The sequence below is a fragment of the Flavobacterium tagetis genome (assembly GCF_016735615.1).
GTDB lineage: Bacteria > Bacteroidota > Bacteroidia > Flavobacteriales > Flavobacteriaceae > Flavobacterium > Flavobacterium tagetis.
This window is the reverse complement of record NZ_JAERSF010000001.1, coordinates 720,314-734,733: the sequence shown is the minus strand read 5'-3', so window position 1 is coordinate 734,733 and position 14,420 is coordinate 720,314. Positions and strand designations below refer to the sequence as shown.

10 protein-coding genes are annotated in these 14,420 nt (G+C 35.5%); all 10 read right to left on the bottom strand.

What is annotated here, in order from left to right; translation table 11 throughout:
• Positions 1-4 precede the first annotated feature (4 nt).
• The 10 genes from JI750_RS03165 to JI750_RS03120 all read right to left on the bottom strand — a co-directional run bounded on the left by JI750_RS03165 (position 5) and on the right by JI750_RS03120 (position 14,291).
• The gene (locus tag JI750_RS03165) at positions 5-652 is read right to left on the bottom strand and encodes an HAD family hydrolase (protein ID WP_201998928.1); all 648 of its coding nucleotides are present in this window, start codon (positions 650-652) and stop codon (positions 5-7) included.
• A 6-nt stretch (positions 653-658) separates the two neighbouring features.
• Positions 659-1,867 (bottom strand): BaiN/RdsA family NAD(P)/FAD-dependent oxidoreductase, encoded by a 1,209-nt coding sequence (locus JI750_RS03160; RefSeq protein WP_201998927.1) that lies wholly within the window; start codon positions 1,865-1,867, stop codon positions 659-661.
• Positions 1,868-1,951: 84 nt separating this feature from the next.
• On the bottom strand, positions 1,952-2,629 hold the full coding sequence (locus JI750_RS03155; protein WP_201998926.1) for a glycerophosphodiester phosphodiesterase: 678 nt from the start codon (positions 2,627-2,629) through the stop codon (positions 1,952-1,954).
• A gap of 159 nt (positions 2,630-2,788) precedes the next feature.
• The gene (locus JI750_RS03150) at positions 2,789-4,456 is read right to left on the bottom strand and encodes an alpha-amylase family glycosyl hydrolase (RefSeq protein WP_201998925.1); all 1,668 of its coding nucleotides are present in this window, start codon (positions 4,454-4,456) and stop codon (positions 2,789-2,791) included.
• A gap of 107 nt (positions 4,457-4,563) precedes the next feature.
• The gene (locus tag JI750_RS03145; RefSeq protein WP_201998924.1) at positions 4,564-6,429 is read right to left on the bottom strand and encodes a glycoside hydrolase family 13 protein; all 1,866 of its coding nucleotides are present in this window, start codon (positions 6,427-6,429) and stop codon (positions 4,564-4,566) included.
• 104 nt (positions 6,430-6,533) lie between these two features.
• Entirely contained in the window at positions 6,534-8,648 is a 2,115-nt protein-coding gene (locus JI750_RS03140) for a glycoside hydrolase family 97 protein (protein ID WP_201998923.1), read from the bottom strand.
• Positions 8,649-8,676: 28 nt separating this feature from the next.
• On the bottom strand, positions 8,677-10,980 hold the full coding sequence (locus tag JI750_RS03135) for a glycoside hydrolase family 65 protein (RefSeq protein ID WP_201998922.1): 2,304 nt from the start codon (positions 10,978-10,980) through the stop codon (positions 8,677-8,679).
• Positions 10,981-11,056: 76 nt separating this feature from the next.
• Positions 11,057-11,710: a beta-phosphoglucomutase gene (gene pgmB, locus JI750_RS03130; protein WP_201998921.1), complete on the bottom strand. Its 654-nt coding sequence runs from the start codon at positions 11,708-11,710 to the stop codon at positions 11,057-11,059.
• 18 nt (positions 11,711-11,728) lie between these two features.
• Positions 11,729-13,084: an MFS transporter gene (locus JI750_RS03125; RefSeq protein ID WP_201998920.1), complete on the bottom strand. Its 1,356-nt coding sequence runs from the start codon at positions 13,082-13,084 to the stop codon at positions 11,729-11,731.
• A gap of 175 nt (positions 13,085-13,259) precedes the next feature.
• A complete protein-coding gene (locus tag JI750_RS03120) occupies positions 13,260-14,291 on the bottom strand; it encodes a LacI family DNA-binding transcriptional regulator (RefSeq protein ID WP_201998919.1) in 1,032 nt (343 codons plus the stop codon).
• Between the last annotated feature and the right edge of the window lie 129 nt (positions 14,292-14,420).

The following is a 14,420-nucleotide window of genomic DNA, read 5'->3' as shown; positions in this document are numbered from 1 at the left end:
GATTTTATAAAATAGCAATCAGTTCCGAAGCTTTATTAATAACTGTTTTTGCACCGCTGTTTTTCAATTCTTGTTCTGTTCTGTAACCCCAAGTTACGCCAACAGGAAACATATTAGCATTTAAAGCAGTTTTCATATCAATATCAGAATCGCCTACAAAAAGGATTTCTTCTGGTTTTAAATTCCATTTTTTACTAATCTCAATCGCCTCAAACGGATTTGGTTTTTTAAGTTCTTCTGTGCTCAAACCAACCGCTGTGTCAAAGTGATTTGGAAATATTTCTGATGCTATTTTCTTCGTTAATTCGTCGGCTTTGTTGGAGAAAACTGCCATTTTAATGTTTTGCGAAGTCAGTTTTTCAAGCAATTCAACAATTCCGTCATAAGGTTTTGTTTTCAATGTGCAGATTTTTGAGTATTCATCAACCATGCATTCAAAACAGCTTTCTATTTCATCATCAGAACTGTTTGAAGCAGGCAAAGCTTTGCTTACCAAATTTCGTAAACCGCTTCCGATAAAATACTGGTAAGTATCGTAATTATGTGTTGGGTAACTTAGAGCGGTAAGTACTTTATTCATCGCATCTGAGATATCGTGTAATGAATCTACTAGCGTGCCGTCTAAATCAAAAATAATTCCTTTAAATTTCATTTTGTATTAAATATTTTGAGCCAGAATAAACCCGCTTGTCCAGGCATTCTGAAAATTAAATCCGCCTGTAATAGCGTCGATGTTTACAATTTCGCCAGCAAAATAAAGGTTTTCGTGAATTTTGCTTTCCATGGTTTTGAAGTTGATTTCCTTTAAATCGATTCCGCCCGCCGTTACAAATTCTTCTTTAAAAGTACTTTTTCCGTTTACTTTAAATTCAGCTTTTGTCAGTTGTGAAGTTAGATTTTGCAATTGAATTTTAGATAAATCTGCCCATTTCGTTTCAGAATCAATTCCCGAAGCCAGAACCAAACTTTCCCACAATCGGTTTGGGAAATCAAAAGGCGATTTTTTAGAAACTGCTTTTTTAGCGTGTTCCTGTTTTAAGTCTTTTAGGATCTTTTCAGCATCTTCAAAATCAACATCATTTAACCAATTTACCAAAATTGTAAACTGATAATTTTTATCGTGCAGAATTCTTGCGCCCCAAGCCGAAAGTTTCAATATTGCCGGTCCGCTCATTCCCCAATGGGTAATTAATAAAGGTCCTGTCGATTCTAATTTGGTATCTTTTACGTTTACAGTAACTTGTGCCGCAACGCCTGGTAATTCTTTAATTCTAGAATCTTTGATATTGAAAGTAAATAGGGAAGGAACAGGGCTTACAACAGCGTGTCCGTGTTCCTGAAGCATTTCCCAAATTTTTGGGTTGCTTCCCGTTGCCATTACTAATTTTTCGGCAGCGTAATTATCCGTTTGAGTATCTATTTTCCAGTGATTTTCTTTTTTGAAAATAGATTGAACACTTTGACCTGTCAGCACTTTTATGCCTAGTTTTTCTGTTGCTTTAAGGAAACAGTCAATAATAGTTTGGGATGAATTGGAAACAGGAAACATTCTTCCGTCTTCTTCAATTTTTAATTCTACGCCGTGTTTTTCAAACCATTCGATAGTATCTCCAGAACAAAATTGATGAAAAGGCCCGCGAAGTTCTTTTTCGCCTCGGGGATAAAATTTTACTAATTCATTGGGTTCAAAACAAGCGTGTGTTACGTTGCATCGTCCACCTCCGGAAACGCGGACTTTAGAAAGCACTTCTTTTCCTCTTTCTAAAATGGCAATTTTCAGTTTCGGATTTTTCTCTGCAATATTAATTGCGGTAAAAAAACCTGCAGCGCCTCCGCCAACGATGATTATGTCGAAATTTTTGATCATATTTTTTTGTTAGCCACGAATTCACGAATTTTTATTCTCAAAGATTGTAAAAAAATAATTCGTGAATTCGTGGCTATTTTACTTTTATATTTTGTCTGGATTATCAGAGATAATTCCGTTTACGTTATAACTTTTTACTTTTTGAATGTCTTCTTCTGTGTTTACTGTCCAAGGTAAAACCAGAAATCCTTTTTCCTGCATTTGTTGAACATTTTCAATATTCAATAAATTAAAATCAGGATGAATTGCTTTTGCTTTTATTTTTTCGGCGAAAGCTAAAGCAGTATTTATATCTTCTTCTGTTAAAACACCAATCGGAATATTTGAATTTAGGTTTGCTGTTTCCTCCAACATATTCCATTCGAAACTTGAAATGATAAAATCCTCGTATTTCCAGTTTTTTTCTGAAATATATTTCTCAATTAACGCAACAATTTTAGAAGCAGTTCCTAAACCTTTTAATTCGATATTGATTAGGCATTTTTTGTCAACCAAATCAAAAACTTCGATTAAAGTTGGGATTTGATATTTTCCATCAATCAAAAATGATTTTAATTCTACTAAAGTAAAATCATTTACAAGTCCTTTTCCGTTTGTAGTTCTGTCGATGGTTTCGTCGTGAATTACGATTATATGTTCGTCGGAACTTAGATGAACATCAAGTTCAATTCCGTCTGAATTTAGATTTAGGGCTTTTTGAAAAGCTTGTAAAGTATTTTCAGGTTCGTAGGCTTTGGCGCCTCGATGTGCAATTTTTAGCATTTTGCAGTGTTTTTTCTAACCGCAAAGGTCGCAAAGTTTTACGCAAAGCACACAATGATTTGTGAAAATTAAATAGCCACGAATTCACGAATTTTTATTCTCAAAGATTGTAAAAATAATTCGTGAATTCGTGGCTAAAAAACTTTGTGCTCTTTGCGGTTAAATCAGTTCCAGTAAAACGATGTCAAAATCATTGTCGATAATCACTTTTCCATCAATAACTTCTACTTCCTGATTTGAATATGTGTCTTTTAGTTTTGTTCCGTTTGGGAAGATATCGCCAACAGGAAGTTCTTTTCTACCTTTTGGTAAATCTACTCCCATAACAACTTTATCTGTAAAAGTGCCTTGTGTAAACGTTCTCGAAAAAGTATAAGGATACGGATTAATCAGTTTATGAACACCAGCTCCAACCGCAGGATGATTTCGTCTAAACTGACCTAATTTCTGCCAATGCAAAAGTGTTTTTTGAGTTTCAGGATTATTCTGAATATCGTCCCAATTCATATTAGAGCGTAAAGTTGCATCGCCCTGAGTGTCTTCGATAACTAAAGATCTAGCTGATTCGTCTCCATAATAAACCTGAGACATTCCTGGAGATAATAATAGTTTATTGGCAGTTTCGATGCTTTTGGTTCTATTGGCATCAAAAGGCTGGCCATCGTCGTGCGAAGACATATAATTAAGGACAGAATAGCCTTTTAATTCATTATTTAAAGCGTTTGAATATTTAGAAAATAAACCTTCATAATCGCTTTGAGCAGCATTCCATTTAAATTCAAAATTGATCATGCTGTTGAAACCATTTTGGAAGTAATTTACTTTTCGATCTCCAAAATCATAATCTTGCCCTCCGCTGATTCCGTAACCGTAAATTTCGGCGATGGTATAAAACGGATTTTGATCCAGAACTTGTAAAGGATGATGTTTTTTCCAAGTTTCAAAGGCGTATTCACATTCTTTTTTAAAGTCTGCCCAAACATTTTCATCTGTATGTTTTACAGTATCTCCTCTGTAGCCATCAATTCCGAATTCTACGATATAATCGGTAAGCCATTTTATAATGTAATACTTTGGACTTCTTGGATAACCTGTTCTTTTGAAAAATTCTTCAAGAGAAGCAATTTCTTTTTCGTAACGACCTTCTTTTTTCCATTTTTCAATTAAGAAAGGAGGCAGTTCAACTTCCTGAATGCTTTCTGTTCTTATGTCTGGAAGATTATCGACCAACGTACACATGGTTGTATTTTCGAACGATTTGTAATCGCAGACAACGCCAGTTCTAACCCAATCAGAAGGCCAAACGGGATCTTCTGGAGTTACTGGTCCGGTATGATTGATAACTCCATCAAGAATGATTCTGATGCCTTTTTCGTGTGCCTTTTTTACCAGATTAGCTAAATCCTCTTTTGTTCCGAAATTTGGATCTAGAGCTGTCCAATCTTTTGTCCAATAGCCGTGAAAACCGTAACTCAGTCCGGTTCCTTCGTCAACGCCATCATGAATTTGCTCGACAATCGGCGTAAGCCAAATGGCATTGATTCCTAATTTTTCAAAATATCCTGATTCGATTTTTTTTGTGATTCCGATGATGTCACCGCCTTCAAATCCACGTAATTTTCCCGGAGTTTTGGTTCGGTTAAAATTGACGTCGTTTGAAGTGTCTCCGTTGTAAAAACGATCTGTAAGTAAAAAATAAACATTTGCTCCTTCCCAGACGAAAGGTGTCTTTGAAGTATTTTCGTTATTCATTGTAACTGATTTTGAGCCAGAACAACCCGTAATTATGAATACTAAAGATAAAAAAAGGAAAGTGTATTTTTTCATAACATATCTATAAATTTCCGCCACGAATTCACGAATTATTTTTTGACAATCTTTGAGAATAAAAAATTCGTGAATTCGTGGCGAAAAAAATTAAACGTATTTCGTTTTTATTCTAGTTCTAAAACCAGAGCTGATTTTGGTTCTAAAGTAATTTCAGAAGCTAAATCGAATATTTTTCCTGTGATAACATCTTTTCCTGATTTGTAGTTTTTGATGCTTTCTTTAAAACGGTTTGTTTTTACAGCCTGTTCTTTTGCATTGTTATTGAAAACTACCATTACCGTTTTAGCATCTGTATATCTGAAATATACATATGTATTGTTTTCAGGAATATAATGCATCATTTTTCCGAAATGAACGGCTTCGTTTGTTTTTCTCCAGTTGAATAATTTTGCACTGAAATCAAAGTAAGCTGCTTGTTCTGCAGTTCTTCCTTCTTTGGTGAAAGCATTGTTTTTATCGCCAGCCCATCCGCCTGGAAAATCCTGACGAATATCGGCATCACCACCTTTACCTTTATCACCGCCCATTCCGATTTCTGAACCGTAATAGATTTGTGGAATTCCGCGAACTGTTGCTAACAAAGTCATAGCCAATTTATATTTCGGCAAATCATATTTGAACTTTTCGTTCATACGATCTGTATCGTGATTTTCGGAAAAAACCAAAATGTTATTGGTATTTGGATATAAAAAATCCATTGCAAAATTGTTGTAGAATTTAATCAATCCGCTGTCCCAGTTTGGTTCATCTTCACTGAAAGCAGAAGTGATTTGACTCTGAAGCGTAAAATCCATTACAGATGGAAGGTTTGAATTGTAGTTTTCAATCGCACCAATTTTACTGTCTTTCTGCCAAAAAGCTAAATTCGCCTGATTGTGCATCCAGATTTCACCCACAATATTAAAATTCGGATATTCGTCTGTAATTGATTTTGCCCAATTTGCCATTGCCGTTTTATCTGAATAATTATAAGTATCTACTCTAAATCCGTCAAGATTGGCGAATTCAATCCACCAAATGGCATTTTGAGTTAAATATTTGGCAACAAGAGGATTTCTAAGATTCAAATCTGGCATTGAAGGAACGAACCAGCCATCAACACAAACTTCCTGATCGATTTTTGAAGCGTGAATATCTGTAATTACTTCACGTCTGTGGTGTGTTTGAGTGAAAGTTTCAAACTGATTGAACCATGTTTTGGTTGGAATATCGCTCATCATCCAATGCGTAATTCCCCAATGATTCGTTACGTAATCCATAACCAGTTTCATGTTCTTTTTATGCATTTCTGCAGAAAGGCGTGCATAGTCGTCATTTGTTCCGTAACGCGGATCGATTTTGTAAACATCCGATTGACCGTAAGTGTGATACGAATGCTGTTTATCGTTGTCTTCGCATAAAGGCGTGCTCCAAATTGTAGTTGCGCCAAGAGACGAAATATAATCTAGGTTTTTGATAATTCCTTCTATATCTCCGCCGTGACGTCCGCTTGGATCTTGACGGTTTCCTTTTTCTGTTAAAGAAGCGTCGCTGTCATTTTTAGTATTTCCGTTAGCAAAACGATCTGGCATGATTAGGTAAATTAAATCAGAGGCATCGTAGCTTTTTCTGTCTGCCGAATTTGCTCTTCTTTCCTTAAGAACATATTTTTGTTTAAAGGCAACTTTATTATTGTTTTTGAAAGAGAAAACTAATTCAGAAGCTTTTACATCTTTTGTGTCGATGGTTACGAAAAGGTAGTTTGGATTTTCTGTTTTTTCTACGTTTTTGATTGCAACATTGTTTGAAACCGAAGCTTCATATTGTGCAATATTTTTTCCGTAGAACATAATCTGCAGTTCCGAATTTTTCATTCCTGCGTACCAAAATGGTGGTTCTACTTTTTGGATTTGCGCTTTCGTGGAAGCGGAAAACAGCAAAACCATTAAAACTATTTTATAGAATGTGTGGTTTGTTTTTAGGTTCTTCATAGTAAAGATGAATTTAAACCATATAAGAAATGTAAGAACATTTAAGACAAAACTGGGGGATTTCTATTTAAATGGACTTACATTTCTTATATGGTTAATTTAAATTATTTGTTTTCGATAATGCTTATCGCATAACCTCCTCCCGGAGCAGAAAACTGAGATAATTTTGATTTATTGGTTACAGCAATTTTCTTGATAACGTAAGCTTGCGGATTCGTTTTGTAATGCGCATCTTTTGCATCAGCATAAATTGTTGCCGTGTATTTTTTGCCTTTTTCAAGGAAACTGAAATCGATGTTTGACGTACGAGGAGTTTCTCCGTTTACGTTTCCTACGAACCAGTTGTTTGTTCCTTTTGCTTTACGCGCAACCGTGATAAAATCTCCAGGTTCAGCTTCAATATATTTACTTTCTGACCAATCTACAGCAACGTCTTTGATGAATTGGAATGCATCTGGAAAACGGTTGTAGTTTTCCGGAGTATCAGCAGCCATTTGTAACGGGCTGTACATCGTAACGTATAAAGCTAATTGGTTACAGATTGTACTGTTTACATGCGATTTGTTATCAGGATTCATTTTGCTGATATCCATTTCAAAGATACCCGGAGTATAATCCATTGGACCACCAATTAAACGTGTAAATGGCAATACCGTTACGTGATTTGGTTTAGAACCTCCAAACGCTTGGTACTCTGTTCCTCTTGCCGCTTCGTTTCCAATTAAGTTAGGATACGTTCTCGCGATTCCTGTTGGACGAACTGCTTCGTGAGCGTTCACCATAATTTTATAATCAGCTGCTTTTTCTATAGCGTATTGATAGTGATTTACAATCCATTGGCTGTAGTGGTTTTCACCTCTTGGTAAAATGTCACCTACGTAACCGCTTTTTACAGCATCGTATCCGTTATCGTTCATGAATTTGTAAGCAGCATCCATGTGACGCTCGTAGTTACGAACAGATCCTGAAGTTTCGTGGTGCATGATGATTTTTACACCTTTAGATTTAGCATATTCGTGCAAACCTTTTACATCAAAATCTGGGTAAGGAGTCAAGAAATCAAAAACATAATCTTTAGAATGTCCAAACCAGTCTTCCCAGCCTTCGTTCCATCCTTCAACTAAAACAGCGTCAAAACCATTTGCAGCAGCGAAATCAATGTATTTTTTTACGTTAGCATTATTTGCTCCGTGCGTTCCGTTCGGTTTTGCTTTCGCGAAATCAGTAACACCCAATTGAACTGTTGGGTAATCGTTTGTGTATGACCAAGAGCTTTTTCCTGTAATCATTTCCCACCAAACACCAACGTATTTTACTGGTTTAATCCAAGAAGTATTGTCAATTTTTGATGGATCGTTTAAGTTATAAGTCATTTTTGAAGCTAAGATTTCTCTAGCATCATCGCTTACGATAATCGTTCTCCAAGGCGAATGATTTGGCGCCTGCATATGACCTTTATCTCCTTTTGCATCTGGCGTTAACCAAGATTCGAAAACTAAGTTTTTATCGTCTAAATTCAAGTGCATACAAGAATAGTCAATCAAAGCTGCTTCGTGTAAGTTGATGTAGATTCCGTCAGCCGTTTTTAACATCAAAGAAGTCTGAACTCCTGTTGGTGAAAAAGATTTTTGCGAAACGTTTGCAGTATATGCTTTTTGAGATAAACCTCTAATTTCTGATAATTTCGATTTTGTATAATCGTATTCCTGAGTGTCATAATCTCCTGGAATCCAGAAAGCTGTATGATCTCCAGTCATAGCAAATTGAGATCTTTCTTCTTTAATTACAAAATAAGTAAGATTCTTTTGTGCCGGAAATTCATATCTGAATCCTAAACCGTCGTCGAATAAACGGAAACGGATTACGATTTGTCTGTCTGTACTTTTTTGGTTTAAAGTAACCGCCAATTCATTATAATGATTTCTAATGTGATCTACTTCTCCCCAAACTGGTTTCCAAGTTTCATCAAAAGTTGAAGTTTTAGTGTCAGCGATTGTAAAGTCGTTCAATAAAGATTTTTTGTCATCTTTAAGTTCAAGACCTAATTTACTGGTTTTTACAACTTCTTTGTTTTTGTATTTTAAATTGTACGTTGGAGTTCCGTCGTTTTGAAGAGAAAATTCCATTACGAACTTTCCTTCGGGTGATTTTAATTGTTGTGCTTCTGCAATAGAGCTGAATGCCAACAAGATTAAACTTGCGAAAAATAAGTTTTTCATGTTTTTTAGATTTTTAGTGTATTGTAATTTAATTTATTTGTACAAATTTACTTGCAATTTCAGGTTTTCCGTTAACGATAATTGTTAAATCTTGATCGCCGTCTACAGTAAAAGTTGTTTCGTTGTGATTTACAGCTACTTTAAGAATTTGGTTTCTGAAATTAATTTTAAAAGAGTAACCGTTCCATTCTTTTGGGATTTTTGGAGAGAAGTGCAATTGGTCATTTTTAACACGCATTCCTCCAAAGCCTTCCACGATACTCATCCATGTACCGGCCATTGATGTAATATGACAACCTTCTTCCACTTCTTTATTATAGTCGTCCAAATCTAAACGAGAAGTTCTTAAATAAAATGTATATGCCATGTCCATTTTATCTAAAACTGCAGCTTGAATAGAGTGAACGCAAGGAGAAAGTGAACTCTCATGAACCGTAAATGATTCATAAAACTCAAAATTGCGTTTTAATTCTTCTTTAGAAAAATGATCTTCGAAGAAATAAAAACCTTGTAAAACGTCGGCTTGTTTGATGTAAGGCGAACGTAAAACGCGATCCCAAGACCATTTTTGGTTAATTGGACGCTGTGATTTATCTAAATCTTTTACAGGAACTAAATCTTTGTCTAAGAATCCGTCTTGCTGTAAATAGATTCCAAGTTCTTGAGAAATTGGAAAGTACATATCATCTGCTACTTTCTTCCATTCCTGAATTTCATTCGCCGAAAGGCTAACTTTGTCTAAAATGCGTTTGTGATCTGCAGGATATTCTGAAGCTACTTTTTCAATTTGTTCAGCAGCAAAATCAATACACCATTTTGCAATATAATTGGTGTAGAAATTATTGTTGATGTTGTTTTCGTATTCGTTTGGTCCTGTAACTCCCAGAATTACATACTGATTTTTATCTTTTGAGAAAGAAGCTCTTTGGTGCCAGAAACGCGCAATTCCGATTAAAACTTCTAATCCTTTTTCTGGAATATAAGAGTAATCGCCAGTGTAACGGTTGTAGTTGTAAATCGCAAAAGCAATCGCCCCATTTCTGTGAATTTCTTCGTGCGTGATTTCCCATTCGTTGTGACATTCTTCACCATTCATGGTAACCATCGGATACAATGCAGCTCCGTTTTTGAAACCTAAATTATCTTTAGCGTTTTCAATCGCTTTGCCCAATTGATTGTAACGATAAGTCAACAGATTTCTTGCAACCTGTTGGTCTTTTGTCGCCATGTAAAATGGAATACAATAAGCCTCAGTATCCCAATAAGTAGATCCACCGTATTTTTCTCCCGTGAATCCTTTTGGACCGATATTTAAACGAGAATCTTTTCCTGAATAGGTTTGGTTTAATTGGAAGATGTTGAAACGAATTCCTTGTTGTGCTTTTACATCACCTTCAATTGTAATATCTGACATTTCCCAAACTTTTGCCCAAGCATCGATTTGGTTTTGAAGTAAGGTTTCGTAACCTAAAGCAACAGCAGATTTGATTACTTTTTCGGCTCCGGCCAAAGTATTTTCATGGTTTAAAGAAACCGTATAACCTCCAATTTTTTGAATTGTTGAGGTTTGTCCTTTTGCAATTATAGTTCCGTAAGTATATTGAACTTTATCTACCGTTGAATCGATTGTTGATGGCGAAACATTGATGTTTTCTCCGTTTGCCAAAATTGTATTGTGCATGAAAGTCGTAACCTTAAAATGCGTTTTAAACGTTTGAGCCGTTACAAAAGCTTCGTTTGTACCTTTTTTAACTTCAAGCGGTTCCCAGAATTTTTCTTCCCAGTTAGCATCTTCATTCGTTACACCAGCATCGATATACGGTTTGTAAACGATTTTTGCATCTTTGTTTAAAGGTGTAATATCGTATTTAATGATTCCGGCTTCGTCTAAATCTAACGAAAGAAAACGACGAACATTTACCGCGATTTCAGTTCCGTTTTTAAGAACTGCTTCAAAAGAACGATTATACCATCCTTCTTTCATATTCAATTCTCTGCGGAAGTTTCTAACCTCTGTACACGTGTTCAAATCAAGATTTTCTTCATTGATTTCAATGTCAATTCCAATCCAGTTTGGAGCGTTAAGAACTTTAGCGAAATACTTTGGATAACCGTTTTTCCACCAGCCCACTTTTGTTTTATCTGGATAGTAAATCCCAGCGATGTAACTTCCCTGGAAAGTCTCTGCTGAATATGTTTCTTCAAAATTGGCACGTTGTCCCATAGCACCGTTTCCGATACTAAAAAGACTTTCAGACGATTTTACGCGTTCTGCGTCAAATCCTTCTTCGATAATTGACCAATTGTCTGGTTTTATATAATCTTGATTCATTTGTTTAATTTGATAATGAGTTAATTAGAAAATGAGATAACTGTACGATTCAGAAATTATCTAATTGGCACATTTTCTAATTGATTAATTTTTCTATAAAGTCTGCTGTGATTTGGGTAAAATCTTTAAAAATATAGTCAGCTTCATGTAAAATTGTTTCCTCACCAATTCCCACACTTACCATTTCTCCTATGTTTGCCGCCTGAATTCCGGCAACCGAATCTTCAAATACGATTGAATCTTTTGGATCAATATTTAATAATTGAGCCGCTTTTAAGAATACTTCAGGGTCTGGTTTTGCATTGGTAACGTCATTTCCGTCAACAATAACATTAAAGTAAGACAGAACGCCTGTTTTTTCTAAAATTGGTCTTGCATTTTTACTGGCAGAACCTAATGCAATTCCTTGGTTTTTATCTTTTAATAGTTTTAGAATTTTTAAAACTCCTGGAAGAACCTCACTTTCATCCATGTCAACTAAATAAGATAGGTAATCTTCATTTTTTTGAATTAACCATTGATCTTTTTGTTCTTGAGTAGCCTGAACATTTCCTAACCCAAGTATAATGTCTAGCGAACGAACACGGCTAACACCTTTTAGAAGTTCGTTATCTTCGTGCGCAAAATTGATATTTAACGATTTGGCAATTTTTTGCCAAGCCAAAAAGTGGTATTTAGCGGTATCAACGATCACTCCATCAAGATCGAATATGAATGCTTTTTTGCTCATTGTGTGGAAAATTCTTTATTATGATTTTTGAGTAAAGTCGTCTACGTCTTTTACTTTAGATACTAAAGCTGCGGCGATTAAGAAACTAACACCGCTAGTAACTAAGGCATAAATTGCGTCTCCATTGTAAAGGTATTTTACAATTGGACCACCAATTAGAGCGTTTACAATTTGTGGAATAACAACAAAGAAGTTGAAGATTCCCATGTAAACTCCCATTTTTTTCGGTGTAATTGAACCCGCGAGAATAGCGTAAGGCATTGCTAGGATACTCGCCCAAGCAATTCCGATTAAGATCATTGGAAGTACAACCCAATCTTCATTTGGCATGAAATAAATGGAGATTAATCCAATTCCTCCAATAACTAATGAAAGAGAATGTGTTGCTTTTCTTCCAATTTTTTTAGCGATATAGGGCAAGAAAAACAAAGCGACAATGGCAGAAACTAAGTTGTAAACACCAAACAGGATTCCGACCCAGTCACCAGCGTCTTGATATTGCTGGCTTGATGTATCTTCTAAAGGTAAACCATAAATGTGGTGTGCGATTGCTGGAGTGGTAAAAACCCACATGCCGAACAATCCGAACCAAGAGAAAAACTGTACCCAGCTTAACTGACGCATTGTAGTTGGCATTTTTGCAAAATCGGTAAAGATGTCTGTGATTTTTGATTTTTCCTCAGAATCTGAAATCGCATCATTTTGCGGGTCTTCAAATTTTGCCAATTCTTCTGGCGAATATTCTTTAGTTGTGAATAATGTAACTAAGATTGAACCGATTAAAACTGCTGCGCCAATGATGAATGATAACGTCAAGTTTAACGGAACACTTCCCGGAACTGTGCTATTTGGTACGCCAAAGTATTTCGTAAGAATGTATGGCAATGCAGAACCGATTACGGCTCCAAAACCTATTAAAGAAGTTTGAATGCTAAATCCTGCAGTACGCTGATCTGTTCTTAAATTGTCTCCAACAAGTGCTCTGAAAGGTTCCATTGCAATATTGAAAGAAGCGTCCATAATCATTAACATTCCCGCTCCAACCCATAAGGCAGGTAAAACAGAAATGAAAATATTAGCCTGTGGCATTAAAATTAATCCCACCGAAGCTAAAACGGCTCCTACTAAAAAGAAAGGTTTTCGTCTGCCGAATTTTCCCCAGGTTTTGTCGCTGTAATGACCAATAATGGGTTGCACTATTAATCCCATAAGGGGAGCAATAATCCAGAACCACGAAAGTTCATGTACGTCGGCACCAAAAATTTGAAGAATTCTGCTGGCATTTGCATTTTGTAGTGCAAACCCCATTTGGATTCCTAAGAAACCGAAACTCATATTCCAGATTTCCCAGAAACTTAATTTACGCTTTTCCATTATCGTAATTTGTGAAAATTATACGATAAGCGCTTTGCTTATCAAAACTTTGTTTCTTTCGAAGTAAAACTAAAAGCCTTGACGGGCGTAAAATTATAAATTATTTTTTTATATATGCTAATAAAAAAGCCATAAATATTTTTTATGGCTTTAGAAAGTATTGATTTTTAGAAAATTAGTCAGTAGATTCTCGTTTTATAAGATGAGTTTCTATGACTTCTGTAATATAATTTTCGTTGTGTTCTTCGTCGTCATCTTCTTCGGCTTCTATTCTTTCTATAAGCATTTTAGCCGCTTTGTTCCCCATTTTTTCGCCACTCTGACTTACGGTAGTAATGGTTGGAGTCGAATATTTAGAAATAATCCCATCAGTAAAAGCAATTACGGCTATATCTTCGGGAACTTTCAATCCCATTTTATTTGCGGTTTTAATAATTGTTACTGCAAAAAGTTCATTTACAGCAAAAACAGCATCGAAAGCTCTGGCGTGCAGAAGCTCAGAAATGGTTATTTCGCAAGTATCGACATCTTCAATTTTTATGATTAAATCTTCATTAAAAGGTAATCCGTTATCTAATAAAGCTTTTTCGTAACCGTCAGTTCTTAATTTTCCAACGCTTACATAATCAACTGTTGTTACGAGTGCGATTTTTTTACGTCCGCTGTCGATTAAACTCTGAACGGCTTCATACGCTGCAGATTTATCATCAATAATTACTTTATCGCATAAAATGTCGTTGGTAACGCGGTCAAACATGACTACGGGCATTCCTTGATTGATCACTTCTGTAATGTGATGAAAGTCGCCTTTATACTGCGTTTCTTTAGAAAGAGACATGATAAAACCATCAATACTGCCGTTGGCTAACATCTCCATATTTAGAACCTCTTTATCAAAAGAATCATCAGATACACAGATGACAACACTGTAGCCATATTCGTTCGCAACCTGTTCAATTCCGTTGATTACAGTAGAGAAAAAGTAGTGTACAATTTCGGGAATAATAATACCGATACTCTTCGTTTTTCGGTTTTTTAAACTAAGGGCAATATTGTTCGGTTTATAGTTGTAAAACTTTGCAAAAGCCTGAACTTTTAGGCGTGTTTCTTCTCCAATTTCAAGACTGTTTCTGAGTGATTTTGAGACAGTTGAAATGGATACGTCGAGTTCCTTTGCAATCTGTTTGAGTGTTATTTTACGTTTCATGGAGTTAATCGAAAAAAATCTAATTAATAATAAAGGTGTATAATATTTTTGGTATTTGCAATTTTAACACTGAAAGATTACAAAAAATAGAAAGTTTTCAACACTACCACGTTTTCGTAAAGCAATAAA